Genomic DNA, 22,753 nt, shown 5'->3' with positions numbered 1-22,753 from the left:
TCTCTTGATTTCACGCGATTGCCGTGCTATGAGCAGCGCATGATCAAATGGTCGCGCAAAGTCAACTTCAACCACATGACCCGCTTCGGCTGGGCCGTGGAAGGAGTCGTGCGCTAGGAATTCGTCGACGACATCTTTTCCACCAGGCCCCGCCGGCATCGGACGGGGCCTTTTGTTTGGCCACGCTCCCTGCCGGCACCACCACAGCAGGAGCGTCCGATGCCACCCCAATTGACGAACAGCTCACCCGGGATTGAGGGCGACGCCGCGAGGCGCGGCCTCACCCTTACGATCTTGTCGGCGAAGAGCGCAGTCGACCAAGCACTGGCAGCACGCCTCAAGGCGTCCGCTGCGGCGCTGGACGACGCTTTGCAGGATAAGGATGCTGCCGGACCAGCGGGCGCATCGACGCCAAGCGTCCCGGGCTTGCTCAGGCGATATTGGCTGGCGTTTCAGGAGCGGCGGCGGCGCCGGAGCCTGCGCGTCAACCTGCACGAGTTGAGTGACAGGGAGCTGATGGACATCGGCTTGACGCGCGGTCAAATCGACTACCTCACACCTCAGCGAGCGATCGATACGCTGAGGGATAGCACGATCTATCTCTGGAGCCGCCGTGGGATGTAGCGGATTTACCGCCAGAGGCGGACATGCGTTTTGAGAGCAAGCAGCGGCTAGCACGGCTGCTTGTTCTCACATGCCGTTGCATCGCGACACAACGTTTAGATAGCGCCTAAACATTTGATTAATTTAGCCACGGCGGCTTCGACGAATCGAGCCTCTGTGGCTCCATAAATTGATGAACAATTAACCGGGCCTCGTTGATTATCGCACGCAGCACTTCGCACCGATTCATTGCCGGACAGGCTGCCAAACCCATGGAAATTCAGGACGGGACGCCACGCCCCGGCAGGATGTTTCTGTCCATCGTTGTACCCTGCTACAACGAAGAGGAAGGCTTGCGCGAATTCCACCATCAGATGACGGCCGCGGCGCGCGCGCTGTGCGGTCAACGGTTCGAGCTGATCCTGGTCGATGACGGCTCGACCGACAACACCTGGAAGCTGATCAACCAACTCTCGGCGGAAGACCGCAACGTGGTCGCGGTAAGGCTCTCCCGCAACCACGGACATCAACTGGCGCTGACGGCGGGGCTTTCCACTGTGCGCGGTGACCTCGTGCTTGTCATCGACGCCGACCTGCAGGACCCGCCGGAACTGCTGACACCGATGTACGAGATGATGGCGCGGGAAAGCGCCGACGTCGTCTACGGCCTGCGACGCAGTCGCGCCGGCGAAACCCGCTTCAAGAGGAAATCGGCCGAGGCCTTCTATCGCCTTCTCGCCCGGATCACCCGCGTCCACATCCCCGTGGATACCGGCGACTTCCGCCTGATGACCCGCCGCATCTCCGACCAGCTCGTGCAGATGCCTGAGCACGATCGTTTCATCCGCGGGATGGTGGCCTGGCTCGGCTACAAGCAGGTCGCCTACGAATACGACCGCAATCCGCGTTATGCCGGCAGCACCAAATACCCGCTGGCGAAGATGATCGGCTTTGCGGCGGACGCACTGGTCAGTTTCTCGATGGTGCCGCTGCGGATTGCGACCTATGTCGGCGCGCTCCTGACCACCGTCCTCACCTTTGTCGGTATCGGTGCCGTCATCAGCTGGATCTTTTCAGGCACCGTGCCGGGATGGACCAGCCTGACGCTGCTGGTCGTGATGATCTCCTCGGTCCAGCTCCTCGTGCTCGGGCTGATCGGCGAATATGTTGGTCGCATCTACATTCAATCGAAGAACCGTCCGCTGTTCGTGATCTCGCACATTCACCGGCGCGGACGGCTGCCGCACGGCGCGACCGACGGCCGGGACGATCAGGAAACGGCGCCGTTGATGACGTTGCTGGCCCAGTCGGAATCCAACAGGCGCAGCGAAATATACGAGGCCTCCTGATGAAGGCGATGATCCTGAGCCATCCCGTCCTCTATCAGGCCTATCAGGCTGCCGGCGGCTTTTTCGGCGCGCGGGTCAAAGCGATCGCGGATTACCTGACCATGCGGCCGGGCATGCGGGTGATCGACATCGGGTGCGGACCGGGTCATATCCTGCAATATCTGCCCGAAGGCACCAACTATAACGGCTTCGACATCGACGAAACCTATATCGCCTACGCGAAGCGATCGTTCGGCCATTTCGGCACCTTTCATTGCCGTTGTTTCGATGCCGCCGCCGCCCGGGAATTCGCCGGCGCAGACCTCGTCATGATGAACGGCGTCCTGCACCATATCGGCGACGAAGATCTGAGATCCACGCTCGCCAACATCCGCGACGTCCTGAGAGACGATGGCGTCCTGTTCACGACCGATCCCTGCTATCGCGAAGGCCAGTCGCCGATCGCGAAATGGCTGCTCGACAACGACCGCGGCGAGTTCATCCGCGATCAGGACGGCTACTCCAGGGTGCTCGGCAACGCGTTTGCGAGGGTGAAGCTCACCATCCGAGAAGACTTGTCGCGCCTGCCCTATACGTTCGCCATCGGCGTCGCACAGAAATAACGGCCGGCGCGCCGGCTAACACGGATCATTCAGTCCGGCGCAGGATGTCGATCCCCTCGACGGATCGTACCAGCGAATACGGTTTGAGAAGTTGCGACAGTTCGGCATCGGCGCGCACCCAGTCCCCCCATCCGTCGCGCAGATTGTCAACCAGGACGATGTCGGGCGGCAATTTCCTGAAATCCTCGATCAACCATTTGCGCTCGAGCGCCAGATAGTCGTTCAGCCGGGCGGCCGTCGCGGCGTCGACCGAGGTCTTTTCGCGCGTCAGCCGCCCGAATACCCTAAGCCACAGATTCTCCTGACGAGAAACCCAGACGCCGCCGACATCCCGCACCAGCGGGTGACCAATGGCGGCCTCGCCGCTCAGCACGAGGATCCGCGGATGCGGCATGAGACCCTCGATCGCTTGCCTTACCGGGCCAACATAGACGTTGCCGTTGAACCATTGCGCGCCGAACAAAAAGGTCGCGGCCAGGATCAGCGGCGCCGCCAGGCCAAGGCGGCGGCGCGACGGCGCGTCGCCCGCGACCAGCAGCGTGTATCCCATCGCGAGCGTGGCGACCGCCACCATCGGATAGGAATGATAGGCCCAGCCGCGCCGCTGCAGGAAAAACGAGATCGCAAAGCCGCCAGCGGCAAGAACAGCCGCAATCAGCAGCGAGTCGGGCGTTCGTCCCCACGTCGTCAACAGCACCGACAGCATCGCGACGGCGAACAGCAGCGAGGCAGCATTCAGGAAGATGACGGAGAGCGGCATCGACCAGGACAGATACGTGTCGCGCACCAGGGGATAGGTCACCGTGAAATATTCGGGATAGAGGAGGTAGGTGCCGATACTGACGGTGGCTACCAGCACGCCCGCGATGATGTTTTCCGGTGCAAACAACACAAGCCACGAACGCGCGCGAACGGCGCTCGCCAGCATGCACAACGCCACCGGCACAGCGAAGAACGGCTTGAAGGCGAGCGTGATCCCGGCTCCCAAGCCGGCAATCAGGATCGCCCACAGCGGAACCGAAAGGCGATCGCTGCGCAGTGCATAAACCGCGAGTGCAGGCAGGAAGGTCAGCGTCGCCATATGTTCGCGCTGGCCGAACACGTGCATTGGCAAGAGGGTCACGACGGCCGCGGCCCAGACCGCGAACGGTCCCCAGTTCGCCTGAGCCCATGCCGGCGACAGCCGCACGATCCGCGACACGGCATAGAGCGACGCTACCGCCAGCAGCAGAAGCTGAATATCGATGACGTGTCTCGGATCGACGTCGAGCAGGCGGCCCAGCGCAACGCCGGGGAGATAGGCAAACGCCGCCATCGGCGGATTGATCTCGATAATATCGCCGTAGAGGTGCTGGCCATCCAGCATGCGCTCGCCGACCACGAGCAACCAGCTGACGTCGGTATTCAGCGGAACGAACTCCCGCATCAGGAGCGCGAGCCCAAACACGGCGCCGATCAGCAGCCAGGGCGTCGGGGCCGACCGTTCGCGGTCATGCGGGCTGACATGCGCCTGGTGGGAAACGTCTGCGATCTTCGAACTGCTCTCCGAACTGCTCTCCAAACTCATGGGCCTATCCTGCGAGGAAACGCAGCCACGCTACCCGAGGTGCGTTAACGAGTGACTTTCGCGGCAAACTACAGCGCGGTCGGAGTGCCTGAAGAGTTCGATGGCAATTTTGGGGCTTGATTGAACGAACGTAGGGCGTGGAAAGCCCTGGAAGGCACACCGCTGCACGATCTCCAAGGATGCCACTTATGGGGGCGAATTCCTAAAGCCATTTGCGCTCTCCCTCGTTCCACGGCAATATGGTTCGCAAAACAACCATAGGACGGGACAAGACAATGGCGGCTCCCATCAAGTTCGGCGTTGGCCAAAGCGTGCTGCGCAAGGAGGACGACGCGCTGATTCGCGGCAAGGGCCGCTATACCGACGATTACGCGCCGCAGGCCGCGCTTCGCTGCCTGATGCTGCGCTCGCCGCACGCGCATGCCAAGTTCACCATCGATGCGGCCCGCGCCCGCACCCTTCCCGGGGTGGCGCTGATCCTGACCGCCGCCGAGGTTGCGGATCTCGGCAATCTGCCCTGCCTGTTCAATCTCGAGACCGATCCCTTCACCGGCCCGCCTTACCCGATCCTTGCCAAGGACGAGGTGCGCCATGTCGGCGATTCCGTCGCCTTCGTCGTCGCCGAGACCATCGATCAGGCCCGCGACGCGATCGAGGCGATCGAGGTCAAATGGTCGCCGCTGCCATCGGTGACCGGCCTCGTCAACGCCGTCAAGAAGGGCGCGCCGCAGGTCTGGCCGGACAAGCCCGGCAACGTGCTGTTCGATGTCTCGATCGGCGACAAGGCCGCCACTGAAGCTGCGTTCGCCAAGGCGCATACGGTCGCCGAGATCTCCATCGTCAATCCGCGCGTGGTCGCGAGCTTCATGGAGACGCGCGCGGCGGTCTGCGAATACGACGCCAAGAACGATCATCTCACGCTGACGATCGGCAGCCAGGGCAGCCACCGCCTGCGCGACATCCTGTGTCAGAACGTGCTGAATATCCCGACCGAGAAGATGCGTGTGATCTGCCCCGATGTCGGCGGCGGCTTCGGCACGAAACTGTTTCCCTATCGTGAATACGCCCTGGTGGCGGTCGCGGCGCGCAAGCTGAAGAAGGCGGTGAAGTGGTCGGCCGACCGCTCCGAGCACTTCATGGGCGATGCGCAGGGGCGTGACAACGTCACCACCGCGAAGATGGCGCTGGCCGAGGACGGCAAGTTCCTCGCGATGGATTGCGACCTGATGGGCGACATGGGCGCCTATCTCTCGACCTTCGGACCCTACATCCCGCATGGCGGCGCCGGCATGCTGCCGGGCCTCTACGACATCCGGGCTTTCCACTGCCGGGTGCGCACCGTCTTCACCAACAGCGTGCCGGTCGATGCCTACCGCGGCGCGGGCCGCCCTGAAGCGGCCTATGTGATCGAGCGCCTGGTCGATGCCTGCGCGCGAAAACTCGACATGACGCCGGATGCGATCCGCCGCAAGAATTTCATCCAGCCGAAAGCGCTGCCCTACAAGACCGCAACCGGCAAAGTCTACGATTCCGGCGACTTCGCCGCGCACCTGAAGCGCGCGATGGAGATCGCCGACTGGAAGGAGTTTCCCAAGCGCGCCAAGCTCGCCAAGAAGCACGGCCTGATCCGCGGCATCGGGCTTGCGAGCTATGTCGAGGTCTGCGGCGTGATGGGGGAAGAAACCGCCAATGTGCGGCTCGACCCCAATGGCGACGTCACCGTCTTGATCGGCACCCAATCAAGCGGGCAGGGCCACCAGACGGCTTACGCGCAGATCGTCGCCGAACAGTTCGGCTTGCCGCCGGAGCGCGTGCACGTCCGTCAGGGCGACACCGCCGAGATTGCGACCGGCCTCGGTACAGGCGGTTCGGCCTCGATTCCCACAGGGGGCGTCTGCGTCGAGCGCGCCTCGAGCGAGCTAGGCAACAAGCTGAAGGAGTTCGCCGCGCAAGCACTGGAGGCGAGCGTCGGCGACCTTGAAATCACCGACGGCGTGATCCGCATCGCCGGCACCGACCGCTCGATCTCGTTTGCCGATTTGGCCAAGCGGCCCGGCGCCGATCCATCGAAGTTGAACGGCAGCGCGACCTTTGCCAGCGCTGACGGCACCTATCCCAACGGCACGCATCTGGCGGAGGTCGAGATCGATCCGGCCACCGGCATCATCAAAATCGTCAACTATGTGATCGTCGACGATTTCGGCAAGACGCTCAATCCGCTGCTGCTTGCGGGGCAGGTGCATGGCGGTGCCATGCAGGGCATCGGCCAGGCGCTGATGGAGCAGGTGGTCTACGGCGCCGGTGACGGCCAGCTCATCACTGCCACCTACATGGATTACGCGCTGCCGCGGGCGGCCGACGGCCCGTCCTTCGTGTTCGAGACCGCCAACGTCCCCTGCACCACCAATCCGATGGGGGTGAAGGGCGCGGGCGAGGCCGGCGCGATCGGCTCCTGTCCGGCGGTCGTCAACGCCATCGTCGATGGGCTCTGGCGCGAATACAAGATCGACCACATCGACATGCCGGCGACACCGGAACGTGTTTGGATCGCGATCAACGAGCATCATCGTCGCCATAGCCTGTAAAGCTTGGCCCCCGCGGCGGGAATAATCGGCCGCCGCCGGGTTCTAACCATGAATGACCTTCCCCAAGCCGAGCTTCCCCCAAAGCGACGTGCGAGCCGGAGAAACAAGCCGATGAAGCGAATTTTGATTGTCGCGGGCACCCTCATTCTGGGTGCGGGCGCCGTCATGGCCCAGCAGGAGATTGCCGTCCAGCAGGACAACCTGATGCGCTCGCAGGCCAAGAGCATGTACGGCGTGATCCTCAAGATGACGAAGGGCGAAATCCCCTACAATCAGAAGGCCGTCGACGCGGCGATCGCCAGTCTCGAGGCCGACGTCGCCAAGATCGCAAAGACCTTCGAGGTCAATCCCAAGCAGGACGTGGTCAACGCAACTTACGGTGCTTCGCCCAAGGTCTGGCAGAACAAGGCCGATTTCGACTCCAAGATCCCCCCGGTGCAGAAGGCGATCGCCGAGGTCAAGGGCAAGATCACCGATGTGGCGAGCCTGAAGGCCGCCTACACTGCGATGAATGATCGCTGCACCGACTGTCACGAGACGTATCGGCTGAAGCTGAAGTAGAGCGGCGCGGGCGCATCACTACAAGTTCGGTGTCATCGCCCGCCTTGTGCGCACTTGCGCACTGGGGCGGGCGATCCAGTACGCCGAGGCGGTTCGGGGAACGTTGATGTCTCTAGAATACTGGATTCCCCGCTTTCGCGGGGAATGACAGCAGTGGGTGAGGCTTCGCAATCGCGTTCATGCTGCTGCATTACCGGCGCGCAGCTCATCAGCAAATTCTCCTCTCATGGCCTGACGGATCGCCGTCAGAGTGGTTATGTTTGCTCGCGCCGCTGCAGCGTTGATGCCTCACGATGTCTGGAGTTCCAACGCGCGGCGCGGATCTCGAGCAACAGCGAGGCAGGCCATGGTCAAACCGTTCCCGTCGAAAACCCATATCGGCAACCATATGCTGCATCCGGAAACGCTGATGCTGACCTATGGCTATGATCCGCAGCTGTCGGAAGGCGCCATCAAGCCGCCGGTGTTCTTGACCTCGACCTTCGTGTTCAGGACGGCCGAGGACGGCCAGGATTTCTTCGATTTCGTCGCGGGCCGGCGCGAGCCGCCGGAGGGCATGGGCGCAGGCCTGGTCTATTCGCGCTTCAACCATCCCAACAGCGAGATCGTCGAGGACAGGCTCGCCATCTATGAGCGCACCGAGAGCTGTGTCCTGTTCTCATCCGGCATGGCGGCGATCGCGACCACGATCCTGGCTTTCATACGCCCTGGCGATGTCATCCTGCACTCCCAGCCGCTCTATGGCGGGACGGAAACCCTGTTGACGAACACGCTTTCGCGTCTTGCGATCGACGCAGTCGGCTTTGCCGACGGCATCGATGAATCGGCGGTCGGCCAGGCTGCGGAGGAGGCCATGCACAAGGGCCGGGTCGCGATGATCCTGATCGAAACGCCGGCCAACCCGACCAATGGCCTGGTCGACGTCGCGATGATGCGCCGCGTCGCCGAGACCATCGGAAAGGCCCAGGGCCACATGCCGATCATCGCCTGCGACAACACGCTGCTCGGCCCGGTGTTTCAGCGGCCGATCGAGCATGGCGCGGATATTTCGCTGTACTCGCTGACCAAATATGTCGGCGGTCATTCCGACCTGATCGCGGGCGCCGCGCTCGGCTCGAAGGCGATCATGAAAAGCATCAAGGCGCTGCGCGGCGCGATCGGCACCCAGCTCGATCCGCATTCCTGCTGGATGATCAACCGCTCGCTCGAGACCTTGAGCCTGCGCATGGAGAAGGCCAATAGTAACGCGCGCCTCGTCGCGGACTATCTACTCGACCACGCCAAGGTCGCCAAGGTCCACTATCTCGGTCATCACGACGAGGCCTCGCCGGCCGGACAAGTGTTCGCGCGGCAGTGTCTCGGCGCGGGATCGACATTCTCGTTCGACATCGTCGGCGGCCAGGCGGCGGCGGAGAAATTTCTCAACGGCTTGCAGATCTTCAAGCTCGCGGTCAGCCTTGGCGGAACGGAGTCGCTGGCGAGCCTGCCGGCGACGATGACCCATTCCGGCGTGCCCGCCGACATCCGCCATAAGATCGGCGTTCTGGATTCCACGATCCGGCTCTCGATCGGCATCGAGCACCCGTCGGACCTGATCGCGGATCTCACGCAGGCGCTGGGTGCGGCGTAGGGACAGGCATGCTGTGAGCAAGCGTCCCGTCTGACACGCTCAGCCGGAATCGAAAAGGCCGGACGCGCAACTCGCGCCCGGCCCCCGCAGAAAAAATTGCAACAAAACTTACTTGGTCACCTGGCCGCGGATTTCGCCGCCCGGGTTGGCCGCGGTGTGAATGTTGACGTAGAGCTTGCCGGCGAGCAGATCGGAGGCCTGCGCGTCGGTCAACGTCGCCGAGCCCTCAGCCGGGCTGTTGGCAGCACCCGGGATCGGCACCGCGACGCCGGCATTCTTGCCGGCCTCGGCGGGGCCATGGAAATGGGCGGCGGTTGCGGGGCCGGAGAGGCCGGAATAGCTCAGCTTCCAGGACAGCTTCTTGGTGGCGGCGTCATAGTCGAGATCGGCGGTGCCGGTGCCGCTGCTGGTGGTGGCGGGCACTTCGGACTTGCCGTCCAGCGTCGCCTTCAGTTTCTCCGCGCTGGCCGAGCCTGCGAATGCGACGGCGGCTCCGAGCGCCAGCGTGGCAAAAAGCGCTTTGTTCATGGGTCTCTCCCTGTTGACGCCTGATTGCGGTCAACTTGCAAACAGTGCGGTTCCGACTTTATTCCCGGATTCCGATCAAACCATCTAAATTATTCGTGGCTGGAGCGGCTGCGGGATGATCCGTAAATTCGCCGGAGCTCGATGGGATCCTCAATGCCGCGACGAATAATTTCTGTCATTTTGATTGCTGCTGTTGCAGCACTTGTCGTCTACTGGTGGCTGACCGCGCCGACCGCTTTGGCCTTGCCGGCGCCGATGCGCGGGCCTGATCTCGTCAATGGGCAGGAGCTGTTCAATGCCGGCGGCTGCTCGTCCTGCCATGCCGTGCCCAACCAGCCCGACCGGCTGCGGCTTGGCGGTGGCCTGGCGCTGGGCTCGCCCTTCGGAACGTTCTATGCGCCGAACATTTCGCCCGATGCCGCCGACGGCATCGGCCGCTGGAGCGAGGCCGATTTCGTCAATGCGGTGATGCGCGGCATCTCGCCTGCGGGTACGCACTACTTCCCGGCATTTCCCTACACGTCCTATCACATCGCCAAAGTCGACGACGTTCGCGATCTCTTTGCCTATCTGAAGACGCTGCCGCCGGTGTCCAGCCGGGTGCGCGACCACGATTTGCCATTTCCCTTCAACATCCGCCGCAATGTCGGCATCTGGAAATTGCTGTTCATGGAGGTCAGACCGTTCATGCCGGATGCAGCGCGATCCGCACAATGGAATCGCGGCGCCTATCTCGTGAACGGTTTTGGCCATTGCGCCGAATGCCACAGTCCGCGCAATTTTCTCGGCGGCGTCATCACTTCGCAGCGCTTCGCCGGCGGCCCCAATCCCGAAGGCGAGGGCTGGGTGCCGAACATCACGCAGAAGGGTATTGGCGGCTGGAGCGAGAAAGATATTGCCGACTTCTTAGAGACCGGCGACATGCCCGAAGGCGACAGCGCATCGGGCTCGATGCGGCCGGTGATCAAGAACCTCGCGCAGTTGACACCGGAGGATCGCGCCGCGATGGCGGCGTATCTGAAGTCGTTGCCGCCGGTCGACGGCCCGACGCCGCCCAAACGCAAGGAGGCTGGCGGTTAGCTGGTGCCGAACGCCTTGAAGGTGATGATGGTGAGCGTGTCCTGGATGCCGGGCAGCACCTGCACCTTCTCGTTGATGAAGTGGCCGATGTCGGTGTCGTTGTCGACATAGAACTTCACCAGCAAATCGTAATGGCCGGCTGTCGAGTAGATCTCGGAGGCGATCTCGGCTTCGGCAAGCGCATTGGCGACCGTATAGGACTGGCCGAGCTTGCATTTGATCTGGACGAAAAAGGGAACCATTGCAGTCACTCCGAAGGCGTATCTTGCCGGCTAATAGGCCAAAACCGGCCGGATTTAGCAAGCGGACTTGCGGCCTGCGGGGACAAGCCGCCCGCGCGCAAATACGGTTTTGCCCTACGAAGTCACCGTCACCGCGGCGAAGGCGTCCCTGAGCCGCTGGGCGAGCTCGGCCTTGCGATAGGGCTTGGTCAGGACCACTGCGTCGGCTTGCGCGCGGCCCTGCTCGACCAGGGTCTCCAGCGCATAGCCTGAGGTGAACAGCACGGGCAGGCCCGGCCGAATCCGCCGGGCCTGGTCGGCGAGCTCCCAGCCGCTCATTCCGCCGGGCATGACGATATCGGTGAACAGCATGTCGATGCCGGGGTCGGCGCGCAGCCGCTGCAGGGCATCCTGGCCGTTGACGGCGGCGACGACGCCATAGCCGAGCGCCTCCACCCTTTGGATCACCGAGGAGCGCACGAACGGATCGTCTTCCGCGATCAGGATCTTCTCGTGCCCGCGCGGCGCGACGTCCTCGCTTTCCCGCGCATCGGCCAACGATTGTCCGGCACCGGCACGCGGCAGGTAGATCCGAATCGTCGTTCCCAGGCCCTGTTCGCTATAGATCGAGACGTGACCGTCGGACTGCCTGGCGAAGCCATAGACCATGCTCAGCCCGAGCCCTGACCCCTTGCCGACCTCCTTGGTGGTGAAGAATGGTTCGAATGCGCGCTCGATCACCTCGGGCGTCATGCCTTCGCCGTCATCAGTGACGGAAATCAGCGCGTAGGCGCCCGAAGCCACTTCCGGGTGCAGGGCACGATAGTCCTCGTCGATCGCGGCCAGTTCCGTGCTCAACGTCAGGTGTCCGCCTGATGGCATCGCGTCCTGCGCATTCAGCGCAAGGTTCAGCACGGCGGATTCGAGCTGGGCGCGGTCCGCAAAGGCCAAGATCGTGCCGGGCCCGAAGGCTGTCTTGATCTCGATGTTCTCGCGCAAGGTGCGCTTGAGCAGCTTGAGCATGGACCCGAGCAGCTCGCGGCAATCGACCGTCTGCGGCTGGAGCAGTTGGCGGCGACTGAACGCGAGCAGCCGCTGCGTCAGCTCTGCGCCGCGTTCGCCGGACTCGCAGATGTCATCGGCGAATTGCCGCAAATCGGGCCGCGTCTTGAGCTGCTCGCTGAGATGCTCGGCGTTGCCAATGATCACGGTCAGGAGATTGTTGAAGTCGTGCGCGATGCCGCCGGAGAGCTGGCCGACCGTCTCCATCTTCTGCGCCTGCTGGAGCTGCTGCTCGGTCAGCTTGCGCGCGGTCAGATCGTGGATGATGCCGACATGGATCAGGTCGCCGTCCTGCCACGCCTGGCCCACCGACAGATTCATCGGGAAGGTCGATCCGTCCTTGCGCAGGCCGGCGGCTTCGCCGGTCGCGAAGCGCCGCGCATGACCGGTGGATGAGGGCCTCTCCTGGTTGGACATCAGCATGCCGATGTCGAGATTCATGACCTCGGCGGCGTGATAGCCGAACAGCCGTTCGCAGGCGGGATTGAACAGGAGAATGCGGGCTTGCGCGTCGAACAGGATGACACCGTCGACGGCGGTCTCGACGACCGCGGTGAGACGCGTCACGCTTTCGCGCATCGCGCGCTGGGCGTCTCCGACCTGCCGCAGCAGCAGCGTCGCGTCCCGGCTCTTGATCTCCTCCTCCTCGAGCGCAGCCTGAACCTTCTGCAGCTCAAACGGGGAGGGGATGGTCAGGATTTTCGGCAAGAGCGGCCAAAGTGCACCGGCGGTGAAGATGGAGGCCGCAGCCGTGACCGCCTTGACCAGGCCCTCGATGCCGTAGATCGGGACCCAGAGCGTGTAGATCGACAGCACATGGGTCAGGCCGCAGGCCATGATGAAGATCGCGAACGCCCAGTAGACCCAGCCGAATTGGAGGTCTCTCCGCTTGGTGACGAGAATCGTGAGAGCGAACGGGATCGAGAAATAGGCGGCGGCTATGATGGCATCGGAGACGACGTGGAGCCAGATCAGCTCAGGTTCCCACAACAGGCAGATGCCGTGTGGTGAGAACATCGAGGAGTCGAGAATGCGTTCGAAGTAGGCCCACATGATACAGTCCCGAGAGGGTTTCAGGCCGGGGGCGGCCCGCAACATGGCATCGCCAGCGAATCGATCAATCTTTCACTGATTTGGATGGACCCGCCAAGGCCGGGCGATGACTAGGTCTTATTTCTCCGGATGTGCACGTTTCCGGGACGACGATACTGCGTGGCACCGCGCGTGCACGATTCGCGGCTTGCTGGTGTTCCGAGCGCGCGGTAGGAGAAGCCATGACTTCGAAATGCCTGACTTTGAAACGCCTGGCTTCGAAAACCCGGAAAACCGCCCGATGACCACGCCCGTGGCGCTCACCATCGCCGGCTCGGATTCGAGCGGCGGCGCCGGCATTCAGGCCGACCTGAAGACCTTTGCCGCGCTCGGCGTCTACGGTGCGTCCGCGATCACGGCGCTGACGGCGCAGAACACCAAAGGTGTCAGCGGCATTCACGCGGTTTCCGCGGCGTTCGTCACCGCGCAGATCGATGCGGTGCTCTCCGATCTCGACGTCGGCGCGGTGAAGATCGGCATGGTGGCGCAGGCCGAGACTATCGATGTGATCGCCTCTGCGCTGGCGCGCTGGAAGCCTCGCAATATCGTGCTCGATCCCGTGATGGTCGCAACCTCCGGCGACCGCCTGCTGGCGTCCGAAGCCGTCGAGGCCCTGCGCAAGAAGCTGATTCCGCTGGCCTCGGTCGTTACGCCAAATCTGCCCGAGGCCGCCGCTCTGCTCGACGGGCCGCTTGCGCGAAGCGAAGCCGAGATCGAGAGTCAGGGCCGCCGCCTGCTCGCGCTCGGCTGCCACGCTGTCCTTATCAAGGGCGGGCACGGCGAGGGCGCCGAGAGCATCGACTATCTCGTCGATGCCGGAAACACGATTGCGCTTGCCGCGCCGCGCGTCGCCACGAAGAACACCCATGGCACCGGCTGCTCGCTCTCGTCGGCGATTGCGGCGGGTCTCGCCAAGGGCGAGACCCTGGAGCAGGCGGTGCGCAACGCCAAGGCCTGGATCAGTGTTGCGATTGAAGCTGCCGACCGCTTCAGCGTCGGCCACGGCCACGGGCCGATCCATCATTTCCACAAGTTTTACTGACGCCGGCTGCGAGCTGCGTGTCGGTCCCGCCGTTAACCAGCAGGACCAGGGTGTTCCGGGCTTTTGCGGGCAACCAATGCCGCCTCATGTCGCCTGATTGTCGCATGCGCCTGATATTCGCGGGGAGGGCGAGGCGAGGTTTGATTCGTAGCTGAGGTGCCTCAAAGGTCCAATTGGTCATCCCCCTGTCACGGGACATTGTTACAGGCTGTCGCATGGGAAGTTACGATGTGAGTGACGAGAGCCCTGAAAGGCGCTTTCGCACCTTGTTCATTTCCGATGTCCATCTCGGAGCCCGCGGCTCGCAAGCCGACCTGCTGCTGGACTTCCTGCGCTACCACGACGCCGACACCATCTATCTCGTCGGCGACATCGTCGACGGCTGGGCGCTGAAATCGAGCTGGCACTGGCCGCAGTCGCACAACGACCTGGTGCAGAAGCTGCTGCGCAAGGCGCGCAAGGGCGCCAAGGTCATCTACGTCCCCGGCAATCACGACGAGTTCCTGCGCAACTATTACGGCACGCATTTCGGCGGCATCGACGTGGTCGAGAACACCGTCCACAGCGGCGTGGACGGCAAGCGCTATCTCGTCATCCATGGCGACATCTTCGACCTCGTGGTGCAGAACGCGCGCTGGCTCGCCCATCTCGGCGACAAGGCCTACGACTTCGCGATTCAGATGAATCGCTTCGTCAACTTCTTCCGCCGCATGTTCAAGGTGCCCTACTGGTCGCTCTCGCAGTGGGCGAAGCAGAAGGTCAAGAACGCCGTGAACTATATCGGCGCGTTCGAGCAGGCGCTCTCCGCCGAGGCACGGCGCCATGATGCCGACGGGGTGATCTGCGGCCACATCCACTACGCCGTGATCCGCGACGAGAATGGCATCCGCTACATGAATTGCGGCGACTGGGTCGAGAGCTGCACCGCGCTGGTCGAGCACGATGACGGTCGTTTCGAGATCATCACCTGGGCCGACCACGCCCAAAAGCCTGCAGCCGTACCGCAGGTGGCAGCAAGGGCGGCTTGATGCGTATCCTGGTCGCGACCGACGCCTGGCACCCGCAAGTCAACGGTGTGGTTCGGACGCTGACCAAGCTTGCTGACGCCGCCAAGACGCTCGGTACCGAGTTTACGTTCCTGACGCCGCAATCGTTCCGTACCTTTGCGATGCCGAGCTATCGCGACGTGCGGCTCGCGATGCCGCGCCCGGCGCGCATCGCAAGACTGATCGAGGAAGCGCGGCCCGACAGCATCCACATCGCGACGGAAGGGCCGATCGGCCTGATGGTCCGCCGCTATTGCCGGCAGCGCAAGCTGCCGTTCACGACCAGCTTTCACACCCGCTTTCCCGAATATGTCCGCGCCCGCGTGCCGGTTCCGGAATCCCTGATCTGGCGGGCGCTGCGGCGCTTCCACAGCGCCAGCCGCGCCGTGATGGCGGCGACGCCAGCACTCGCCCGCGAGCTCAGCGAGCGCGGCTTTGCCAATGTCGTGCTGTGGCCGCGCGGCGTCGACACAAAGCTGTTCCACCCTCGCGCCATCGATCTCTGCCTCCCGGCACCGGTGTTCCTTTCCGTCGGCCGGGTCTCGGTCGAGAAGAATCTCGAGGCGTTTCTCGACCTCGATCTGCCCGGCACCAAGGTGATCGTCGGCGATGGCCCGGCGCGCAACACACTGGAAGAGGCCTATCCCGACGCGATTTTCCTGGGCGAAAAGCACGGCGAGGAGCTGGCCGACATTTATGCGGCAGCCGACGTCTTCGTGTTTCCGAGCAGGACCGACACGTTCGGCCTGGTCCTGCTCGAGGCGCTCGCGAGCGGCCTGCCGGTTGCGGCGTTCCCGGTGAAGGGGCCGCGCGACGTCATCGGCGATGCGCCGGTCGGCGTGCTGGACAATGACCTGCGCAATGCCTGCTTCGCGGCGCTCGATATCTCCAGGCCAGCCTGCGTCGAATTCGCCGCCAATTACACCTGGGAAGCCTCGGCGAGGGCATTTGTGGACAGCATCCGGGCGGTCGGCGCGGTGCTGCCCGGCCGGACCGGCACGGAACAGCCGCGCTTCGTCGCCTGAACGGATAAAAATCCTCGCGCGGAGATGTCTTGCCCGCGCCGCATCCGCCGCGATAACATCGCCCCATGTCCGAACAGCCCCTTCCGATCGGCCCCGCCGATATCGACGCCGCAGCGCGCGTGCTCGCGCCTTTCGCCGTCCGCACCCCGCTGTTGTCCTTTCCCGTGCTCAACGAGCGCGTTGGCGCGAAAGTGTTCCTGAAGCCGGAGATGCTCCAGCGCACCGGCTCCTTCAAGTTCCGTGGCGCCTTCAACAAGGTGTTCTCGATCCCGCAGGACAAGCGTGCCGGCGGCGTCGTCGCGTTCTCCTCCGGCAATCACGCCCAGGGCGTGGCGGCGGCGGCCAAGATCCTCGACATGCGGGCGACCATCGTGATGCCGGCGGACGCGCCGCTCTCGAAGCGTGAGCGCACCAAATCCTATGGCGCCGAGGTCGTGCTGTACGATCGCGACCGCGACGATCGCGAGGCGATCTCGCGCGGCATCGCCGAGAAGCGCGGCGCGACGCTGGTCAGGCCCTATGACGATCCTTTCGTGATCGCAGGGCAGGGCACCGCGGGCCGCGAGATCGCGGAGGACATGGCAACGCTCGGCCTCTCACCTGACATCGTGGTGGCGCCGGCCTCCGGCGGCGGCCTGATCGCAGGCGTCGCGACCGCCGTGAAGGCGCGCTACCCACTAGCCGAGATCGTGGTGGCCGAGCCCGAGGCGTTCGACGATCACGGCCTGTCGCTGACCGCAGGCCATCGCGAGCCGCACGCGCCGGCGGGCCGCACCATCTGCGACGCGCTGATGGCGCTGATTCCCGGCGAGATGACCTTTGCGATCAACAGCAAGCTTCTGGCGCGCGGCGTGACCGCGTCGGACAAGGAAGTCGGCGCAGCCGTCGCCTTTGCCTATCGCGAGCTGAAGCTCGTGGTCGAGCCCGGCGGTGCGGTGGGCCTTGCCGCGTTGCTTGCGGGGCGTCTCGACGTCGCCGGCAAGAACGTGGTCATCGTGCTCTCCGGCGGCAACGTCGATGCGGATTTGTTCGCTGAACTGGTGGCTTGAGGTTTTGAGCTTTTGACATGAAGAAGGGGCAGAGCGTCGCCGCACTGCTCCTTCGTCGCGTGCGGTCGCCGCCATCAGTGCATGAAGCCGCGGAGGTTGTTGCCGCCATTCATGTTTGACTGGTTCATCGATTGACGGACATTGTTGCCGCCGCCATTCCCCGTCGCATTGAACTGCGGCCGGTTGTTCTGGACTTGCACCTTGTTCACCGGGGTGTTGTCGAGTTTCACGCCGTTGTTGATGCGGATCGGATTGTTTTGGGTCTGGACATTCACCGGCTTGGCATCGCCAGTCGTGACGCCCTTGCCGATCGTCACGGGCATGCTCACGACCTTACCCGGCGTGCCGGCATTGTTGTTGCCGGTGTTCTGTGTGGTCACCGGCAGTGTCGTGATCTTGCCGATGCCGTTGTTGTTCGTCGTCGTGTTGGTCGGCGCGGGCAGGGTGACGATCTTGCCCGGGGCCTGCGACGGCGTGCCATTCTGCGAATTGCCCGCCGGCAGGGTGACGATCTTGCCGATGCCGTTGACCGGCTTCTGCACGACCGGCAGGTTGGCGTTCATCTGCGAGCCGCCGTTGCCCTGCTGGATCAGCGGCATATATTTGGGCTGGCCGAGATTGCCGATCTTGAGCGTCGGGGCAATGTTCTGCGGAGCCAAAAACTTCGTCGCCTGCATCAGGGGGATCAGCTTCGGCTGCGTCTCGAGCTTGTGCGCCATCTGCGCATATGGGCTGTTGCCGTAGCTGTCGTAGAAGGCCTTGTAGCCGATCGGCGAGTTCGCGAGCACCGCCTGGTGCCAGGCCTGCGAGATCAGCAAACTCGACAGCAGCCAGCGGATATGATCGCACAGCGGGTCGTGCGGATACATCTGGAGGAACTCCTGATAGTACTCCGGCCGTCCCTCGGACACGACGTAGTCATAGGCCTGCCGCGTTGAACGGCTCGGCAGGTTCGAGGCCATCTGCACCACCGGCGCATTCACCGGCGCGCGGTTGGCGGCAATGGCCGTATCGCCGAAGAAAGTGAAGTCGGAGGTCAGCGAGGAGCTCTCCCACGGAATCTGCGCGCCGCTGGTGGTCTGGTTGACCTGGAGCCGCACGCGCTTGAAGAGCTGCTCGATCGGCACGTTGGGCTCGCGCGCGACGTTCAGGAAGGCCTGGGTGTAGGGGCTGTGGCCGGCATTGCCATCGAGCGCTTCGGCGCCCGGCGCGGTCGAATAGCCGACGATGGAGCCGTTCGGCGCATCGACGATGGCAAGGCCGCGGCCGGCGTCGTTGACGTCAGGGAACGGGTTGTTGCGGCAGGCATCGAGGATGACGATGCGCATCCGGCTCGGGATCGTCTCCAGCGTCGACATCACGTCGACCAGGCGGACCGAGTCGTTAACGAGCTCGGTCTGGTTCGACACCTTCGCGTCAACAGGGACGAGATAGTTCTCGCCGGCGAGCTGCACGCCGTGACCGGCATAATAGACCATCGCCACCGTGTTCGGACCGCGCGCGGAGACCTTGGCCGAGAAGTCCTGCACCACGCGCAGCATGTCGTTCTGGCCGAGGTCGGTCGCCGAGACCACCTCGAAGCCGGCCGAGTTGAGGAACTGCGCCATCGACTGCGCGTCATTGTCGGGATTGGCGAGCTGCGGCGCGTTCTGGTAGTTCGAATTGCCGATCACCAGCGCCACTCGCTGCTCCGGGCCTTGCAGCGCGGCAGGCGCAGCCGGTTCGACGGGGGCGACCTGTGCGGAAATGGGGCCGCAGGCGAAGCCGAACAGGCTTCCCAGCAGGCCGGCGGTCATCAGGGCGGATTTCAGGCGGAACATGGCGGGCTCCTCGGGGCTCATCTCGATGCGAGATTGGTTGCGAGGAAGCTAGGCGGCGTTCGATCCCTGGTCCGTGATCGCGATCACCCCGGCGCGGTGCGTGATCTAGATCACGCCGTGGGGCGCTTGCCTCGCGCTCCGTCATTGCGAGCGGAGCGAAGCGATCCAGAATCTTTCCGCGGCGGCAGTCTGGATTGTTTCGCTGCGCTCGCAATGACGGTGGAAAGAGTGCGAGCGCCTTTACGAGAAGAACGCGATCTTCTCGGCCTGGGTCATGCGGCGGATCGGCGCCAGCGCGTCGTTGGCCGCAGGGCGGGGCTTTTGCACGATGCCGCTGGCGAGAATGGTGGCGCCGAGCGAGGGTTCGGGCAGGGGGGAGGGCATCGGCAGCGACGCGGTCGGTGCTGCGCCGTAGGTTGCTGCGGCCGTCATCATGGAGGCCGGTTGCTCCATCGCTTCGGCTGCGGCTTCGGCGATGGCATCGGTGAGACGCGCGAGCGATTCCATCGCGATCGGGGCTTCGACGACCGGCTCCTCAACAACCGGTTCCTCGACATGCGGCGCGATTGGCGCCTCCATGGCGAACGGCTTCGCGACCTCCGCGGCCATCGGCTCCGGCTTGGGAATAGCCGCTTCCATCTCCATCGGCTCGACGATCTCGTCGAACTCCGGATCAGGCGCAGCCATCTCCAACGCGATCGCCGCGAGCACGGCGTCGTCTTCGGCCTCCGCGGCGGCATCGAACGAGAACTCGTCCGTGATCTCGGCGACGGAAGCGGGATCGGCGAGGCTGTCCTCGACCGCAGCAAAACTCTCTTCGACGGTGGCGTGGCTTTCGGCAATCTCGGGCGCGATCGCGACGTCCATCATCGCGTTCTCGGCGATGCTGCTCGCGTCAGCGGTCGCCTCGGGCTCCGGCGCGATGTCCTGCGGGGTCTCCGTAGAAGCCACGGATGCTTCGCTCGCCATCGCAACGGGCGCTCCGACGCCGTCAGCGTCCGTCTGCTCGACACGGTCCCTGAGCAGATCGAAGGCGGCCTTGAGGTCGGCGCGCGGGTCGATGGTCGACACCTGGGCGCAGGCCGCTTCGATCGAGGCGAGCTGCGAATCAATCAGGTCGCAGATTCGCCCGTCGGCGCCGATCTCGCGCCAGCGCCAGGAGATCTCCTTGATGATGCGCACGCCGCGCGGAATCGGCGCGAGGCTCGCCTCGAGCACGGCCGGATCGAAAGCGTTGCCGGCGGCGCTTTCTGCGTCCTCGACCGCGCGGCGGATCGCGACCAGCGCCTCGGGCAGGCGGTCCTCGACGACGGGTTGTCGCTGTGCCGCAAGGGTTTCTTCGATTTTGGCGACCGCGTCGAGCACCATGCTGGTGTCGGCATTGCGGTTGCGCTTGGCGTATTCGCCGAGGAACCAGCGGCCGCGCGCGGTCTCCATGAAGGCTTCACGGATCGCGTCGTAATCCTGCTCGTTCGGCTCGGCCGCGCGGGCCGACATGGGCGAGAGGGCGAATGCTTCGTTGGCCATGACAATCTCGTCGCGCAAATCACCGCGCGTTACTGTAACGATCACCACGATATCGACCGAATCGCAATTGGTTTGATGGCAGGCGAATCACAAATCCCCATCGCGACATCCGTCAAGCGGCGATTCGCCGTGCGTCTTGCGCTGTTCTACGCGGCCGTGTTCGCGGTGACGGGCACGCATCTGCCGTTCTTCCCGGTCTGGCTCAAGGCGATCGGCGTCGATGCGGCCTGGATCGGGATCATCAACGCGCTGCCGGGGATCACGCGCTTCACCACGCTGCCCTACGCAACCGCCTTTGCCGAAAAGCGCTATGCGATTCGTGCCGGCATGATGGTTTCGGTCGTCGCGACGGCGGCGGGATTTGCGCTGGTCGGCGTGCAGCACCAGCCGCTGGCACTCCTGCTGATCTATGCGCTGACCTGCATCATGTGGACGCCGGTCGTCCCGCTGACGGATGCGTACGCGTTGCGCGGCGTCATTCGCTACGGCTTCGACTATGGGCCAATTCGGCTGTGGGGCTCGGCGGCCTTCGCGGCCGGCGCACTCGCCTGCGGCTATCTCGTCGACAGCATCGACACGCGCGAGCTGATCTGGGTCATCGTCGCATGGGCTCTCGTTGCGGGCGTCGCGGGCCTGTTGCTCCAGCCGCTCGGCGATGTCAGGCGAAGGAGCGCGGAAAAGCCCGCCGGCAATGCCCTGCTGCGCGATGCCGGCTTCTGGTCGGTCATCATTTCGGCCGCGCTGATCCAGGGCAGTCACGCTGCCTATTACTCATTTTCGGCGATCAGCTGGCAGGCCCATGGGCTCGGCGGGTTCACCATCGCAGGACTCTGGACGCTGGGCGTGATCGCCGAGATCGTCGTCTTCGCGCTGTCGCCGCGCTTCTCGCTGCATCCGTCATCGCTGATGGCGATCGGCGGCGCAAGCGCGGTGCTGCGCTGGATCGTCACGGCGCAGGAGCCGTCGCTAGCGCTGCTCGCGATCGCGCAGCTCGGTCACGGCCTCACTTTCGGCATGACCATCGTCGGCACCATGAATTTGCTGGTGCGGCGGGTGCCGTCGTATCAGATTGCGCGGGGGCAGGGTTACTATGCTGCGTGCAGCGGCTTGCTGGGCGCGACGAGCTCGATCGCCTCAGGCGCGATCTACGCCAGCATCGGCGACAGCCTCTATTACGTCATGGCGGCGATGGCGGCGGCCGGCGCGATCGTGATCTGGTCGGCGCGGCATCGGCTCATGGCTCAGCCCCAGAGCGAAGCGTCCGGCGGATAGACCAGGCTCTCGTCATAACGCAGTCCATGATCGCGATCGCGCGCCAGCAACAACGGGCCGTCGAGATCGACGAAGCGCGCCTGCGGGGTCACCAGCATGGCGGGCGCCATCGACAGCGAGGTCGCGACCATGCAGCCGATCATGATCTCGAAGCCGAGCGCCTGCGCGGCATCGGCCATGGCCAGCGCCTCGGTGAGACCGCCGGTCTTGTCGAGCTTGATGTTCACGGCGTCGTAGCGCGCGCGCAAGGGGGCCAGCGAGTTGCGGTCATGCACGCTCTCGTCGGCGCAGACCGCGAGCGGCCGCTTGATCCGCGCCAGCGCGTCGTCCTTGCCGGCCGGCAGCGGCTGCTCGACCAGGGTAACACCGACGGCGGCGCAGGCCGCGAGGTTGGCTTCCAGATTGGCCTCGGTCCAGGCCTCGTTGGCGTCGACGATCAGCTCCGACTCGGAGGCCGCCTTGCGCACGGCCGTGATCCGCTCGGGATCGCCGTCGCCGCCGAGCTTGATCTTGAGCAGCGGCCGGTGCGCCGCCCTGGCGGTCGCCGCCGCCATGGCCTCAGGCGTGCCCAGCGAGATCGTATAGGCCGTGGTGCGCTCGCCCGGCACAGGGCGGTCGAGCAGGTTCCAAGCCCGCAGGCCCGAAGCCCTGGCCTCGAGGTCGATCAGGGCGCAATCCAGTGCATTGCGGGCCGCCCCTGGCGGCATGGCGGCCTGGAGGGCCTGCCGCGTCAGCCCGCCCGCGACAGCCGCCTGCATGGCCTGGATCGCGGCCAGTGTTGCCTCGGGCGTCTCGCCATAGCGGGGATAGGGGACGCATTCGCCGCGGCCGATCAGGCCGTTTTGGCTCACTTCGGCCACTACGGTCACGGCTTCCGTCTTGGCGCCGCGGCTGATCGTGAAACTGCCGGCGATGGGAAACCGCTCGATTCGGGCGGCAAGCGCAGGAACTTTGCTGGAAGTCATTTTGAACTCTGGCGAAATCTGAACCTGCTGGTTACCTCTAGCAACTAACATTAACCAGTTGGGGATACCTTTTCTGGGTAAGGGCGCGTGCGCAATGATTTGATTTTCTCCGCCCCGGCACGGGAGC

At 64.2% G+C, this 22,753-nt stretch carries 19 protein-coding genes; 12 read left to right on the top strand and 7 right to left on the bottom strand.

The features are described 5' to 3' along the window. The first annotated feature begins 219 nt into the window (after positions 1-219). The 3 genes from ABID59_RS16100 to ABID59_RS16090 all read left to right on the top strand — a co-directional run bounded on the left by ABID59_RS16100 (position 220) and on the right by ABID59_RS16090 (position 2,554). Entirely contained in the window at positions 220-624 is a 405-nt protein-coding gene (locus ABID59_RS16100; RefSeq protein ID WP_354083990.1) for a YjiS-like domain-containing protein, read from the top strand. A 287-nt stretch (positions 625-911) separates the two neighbouring features. After that, the gene (locus tag ABID59_RS16095; protein WP_502916802.1) at positions 912-1,952 is read left to right on the top strand and encodes a glycosyltransferase family 2 protein; all 1,041 of its coding nucleotides are present in this window, start codon (positions 912-914) and stop codon (positions 1,950-1,952) included. Then, complete coding sequence (locus ABID59_RS16090; protein WP_354083988.1) at positions 1,952-2,554, top strand: class I SAM-dependent methyltransferase; 603 nt, start codon at positions 1,952-1,954, stop codon at positions 2,552-2,554. Before ABID59_RS16095 ends, ABID59_RS16090 begins: the two co-directional genes overlap by 1 nt. Before the next feature lie 25 nt (positions 2,555-2,579). On the opposite strand, the gene ABID59_RS16085 is transcribed toward ABID59_RS16090, so the two are convergent. Continuing rightward, on the bottom strand, positions 2,580-4,121 hold the full coding sequence (locus ABID59_RS16085; RefSeq protein ID WP_354083987.1) for a glycosyltransferase family protein: 1,542 nt from the start codon (positions 4,119-4,121) through the stop codon (positions 2,580-2,582). Positions 4,122-4,396: 275 nt separating this feature from the next. On the opposite strand from ABID59_RS16085, the gene ABID59_RS16080 reads away from it, so the two are divergent. From ABID59_RS16080 to ABID59_RS16070, 3 genes are all read left to right on the top strand, one after another. Further along, the gene (locus ABID59_RS16080) at positions 4,397-6,706 is read left to right on the top strand and encodes a xanthine dehydrogenase family protein molybdopterin-binding subunit (protein WP_354083986.1); all 2,310 of its coding nucleotides are present in this window, start codon (positions 4,397-4,399) and stop codon (positions 6,704-6,706) included. Between the two features lie 111 nt (positions 6,707-6,817). Next, the gene (locus ABID59_RS16075) at positions 6,818-7,267 is read left to right on the top strand and encodes a cytochrome c (protein WP_354083985.1); all 450 of its coding nucleotides are present in this window, start codon (positions 6,818-6,820) and stop codon (positions 7,265-7,267) included. A 346-nt stretch (positions 7,268-7,613) separates the two neighbouring features. Next, positions 7,614-8,897 carry a cystathionine gamma-synthase family protein gene (locus ABID59_RS16070; protein WP_354083984.1) on the top strand — a complete coding sequence of 428 codons (1,284 nt, stop codon included), beginning with the start codon at positions 7,614-7,616 and terminating at the stop codon, positions 8,895-8,897. Positions 8,898-9,005: 108 nt separating this feature from the next. Here the strand turns inward: ABID59_RS16070 and ABID59_RS16065 are convergent, their stop codons facing one another. Beyond that, positions 9,006-9,425: a CHRD domain-containing protein gene (locus tag ABID59_RS16065; RefSeq protein WP_148751292.1), complete on the bottom strand. Its 420-nt coding sequence runs from the start codon at positions 9,423-9,425 to the stop codon at positions 9,006-9,008. A gap of 153 nt (positions 9,426-9,578) precedes the next feature. On the opposite strand from ABID59_RS16065, the gene ABID59_RS16060 reads away from it, so the two are divergent. Then, complete coding sequence (locus ABID59_RS16060; RefSeq protein ID WP_354083983.1) at positions 9,579-10,505, top strand: c-type cytochrome; 927 nt, start codon at positions 9,579-9,581, stop codon at positions 10,503-10,505. On the opposite strand, the gene ABID59_RS16055 is transcribed toward ABID59_RS16060, so the two are convergent. Together ABID59_RS16055 and ABID59_RS16050 are read right to left on the bottom strand one after the other, a co-directional pair. Further along, positions 10,502-10,747: an Lrp/AsnC ligand binding domain-containing protein gene (locus tag ABID59_RS16055; protein WP_129271476.1), complete on the bottom strand. Its 246-nt coding sequence runs from the start codon at positions 10,745-10,747 to the stop codon at positions 10,502-10,504. The genes ABID59_RS16060 and ABID59_RS16055 overlap by 4 nt on opposite strands. A gap of 114 nt (positions 10,748-10,861) precedes the next feature. Then, entirely contained in the window at positions 10,862-12,841 is a 1,980-nt protein-coding gene (locus ABID59_RS16050) for an ATP-binding protein (RefSeq protein ID WP_354083982.1), read from the bottom strand. A gap of 280 nt (positions 12,842-13,121) precedes the next feature. Between ABID59_RS16050 and thiD the strand changes: the two genes are divergently transcribed. The 4 genes from thiD (at position 13,122) to ABID59_RS16030 (ending at position 17,042) form a co-directional block, all read left to right on the top strand. Next, complete coding sequence (gene thiD / locus ABID59_RS16045) at positions 13,122-13,922, top strand: bifunctional hydroxymethylpyrimidine kinase/phosphomethylpyrimidine kinase (protein WP_148751295.1); 801 nt, start codon at positions 13,122-13,124, stop codon at positions 13,920-13,922. 215 nt (positions 13,923-14,137) lie between these two features. After that, positions 14,138-14,950 (top strand): UDP-2,3-diacylglucosamine diphosphatase, encoded by an 813-nt coding sequence (locus ABID59_RS16040; protein ID WP_354083981.1) that lies wholly within the window; start codon positions 14,138-14,140, stop codon positions 14,948-14,950. After that, positions 14,950-15,993, top strand: coding sequence for a glycosyltransferase family 4 protein (locus ABID59_RS16035; protein WP_354083980.1), 1,044 nt, complete (start codon positions 14,950-14,952; stop codon positions 15,991-15,993). Before ABID59_RS16040 ends, ABID59_RS16035 begins: the two co-directional genes overlap by 1 nt. A 65-nt stretch (positions 15,994-16,058) precedes the next feature. After that, complete coding sequence (locus ABID59_RS16030) at positions 16,059-17,042, top strand: threonine/serine dehydratase family protein (protein WP_148751298.1); 984 nt, start codon at positions 16,059-16,061, stop codon at positions 17,040-17,042. A 74-nt stretch (positions 17,043-17,116) separates the two neighbouring features. Here ABID59_RS16030 and ABID59_RS16025 read toward each other — a convergent pair whose 3' ends face one another. Both ABID59_RS16025 and ABID59_RS16020 read right to left on the bottom strand, forming a co-directional pair. Next, positions 17,117-18,862: a caspase family protein gene (locus tag ABID59_RS16025; RefSeq protein ID WP_354083979.1), complete on the bottom strand. Its 1,746-nt coding sequence runs from the start codon at positions 18,860-18,862 to the stop codon at positions 17,117-17,119. 240 nt (positions 18,863-19,102) lie between these two features. Beyond that, positions 19,103-20,389 (bottom strand): hypothetical protein, encoded by a 1,287-nt coding sequence (locus ABID59_RS16020; protein WP_354083978.1) that lies wholly within the window; start codon positions 20,387-20,389, stop codon positions 19,103-19,105. 75 nt (positions 20,390-20,464) lie between these two features. Here ABID59_RS16020 and ABID59_RS16015 point away from each other — a divergent pair, with 75 nt between their 5' ends. Continuing rightward, positions 20,465-21,661, top strand: a complete 1,197-nt coding sequence (locus ABID59_RS16015; protein ID WP_354083977.1) for an MFS transporter — start codon at positions 20,465-20,467, stop codon at positions 21,659-21,661. On the opposite strand, the gene dgcA is transcribed toward ABID59_RS16015, so the two are convergent. Continuing rightward, on the bottom strand, positions 21,631-22,626 hold the full coding sequence (gene dgcA, locus ABID59_RS16010) for an N-acetyl-D-Glu racemase DgcA (protein WP_354083976.1): 996 nt from the start codon (positions 22,624-22,626) through the stop codon (positions 21,631-21,633). The genes ABID59_RS16015 and dgcA overlap by 31 nt on opposite strands. Positions 22,627-22,753: the final 127 nt, after the last annotated feature.

This window comes from Bradyrhizobium sp. S3.3.6 (genome assembly GCF_040546905.1).
GTDB classification, from domain to species: Bacteria; Pseudomonadota; Alphaproteobacteria; order Rhizobiales; family Xanthobacteraceae; genus Bradyrhizobium; species Bradyrhizobium cytisi.
This window is presented reverse-complemented; position numbering and strand designations above follow the sequence as displayed.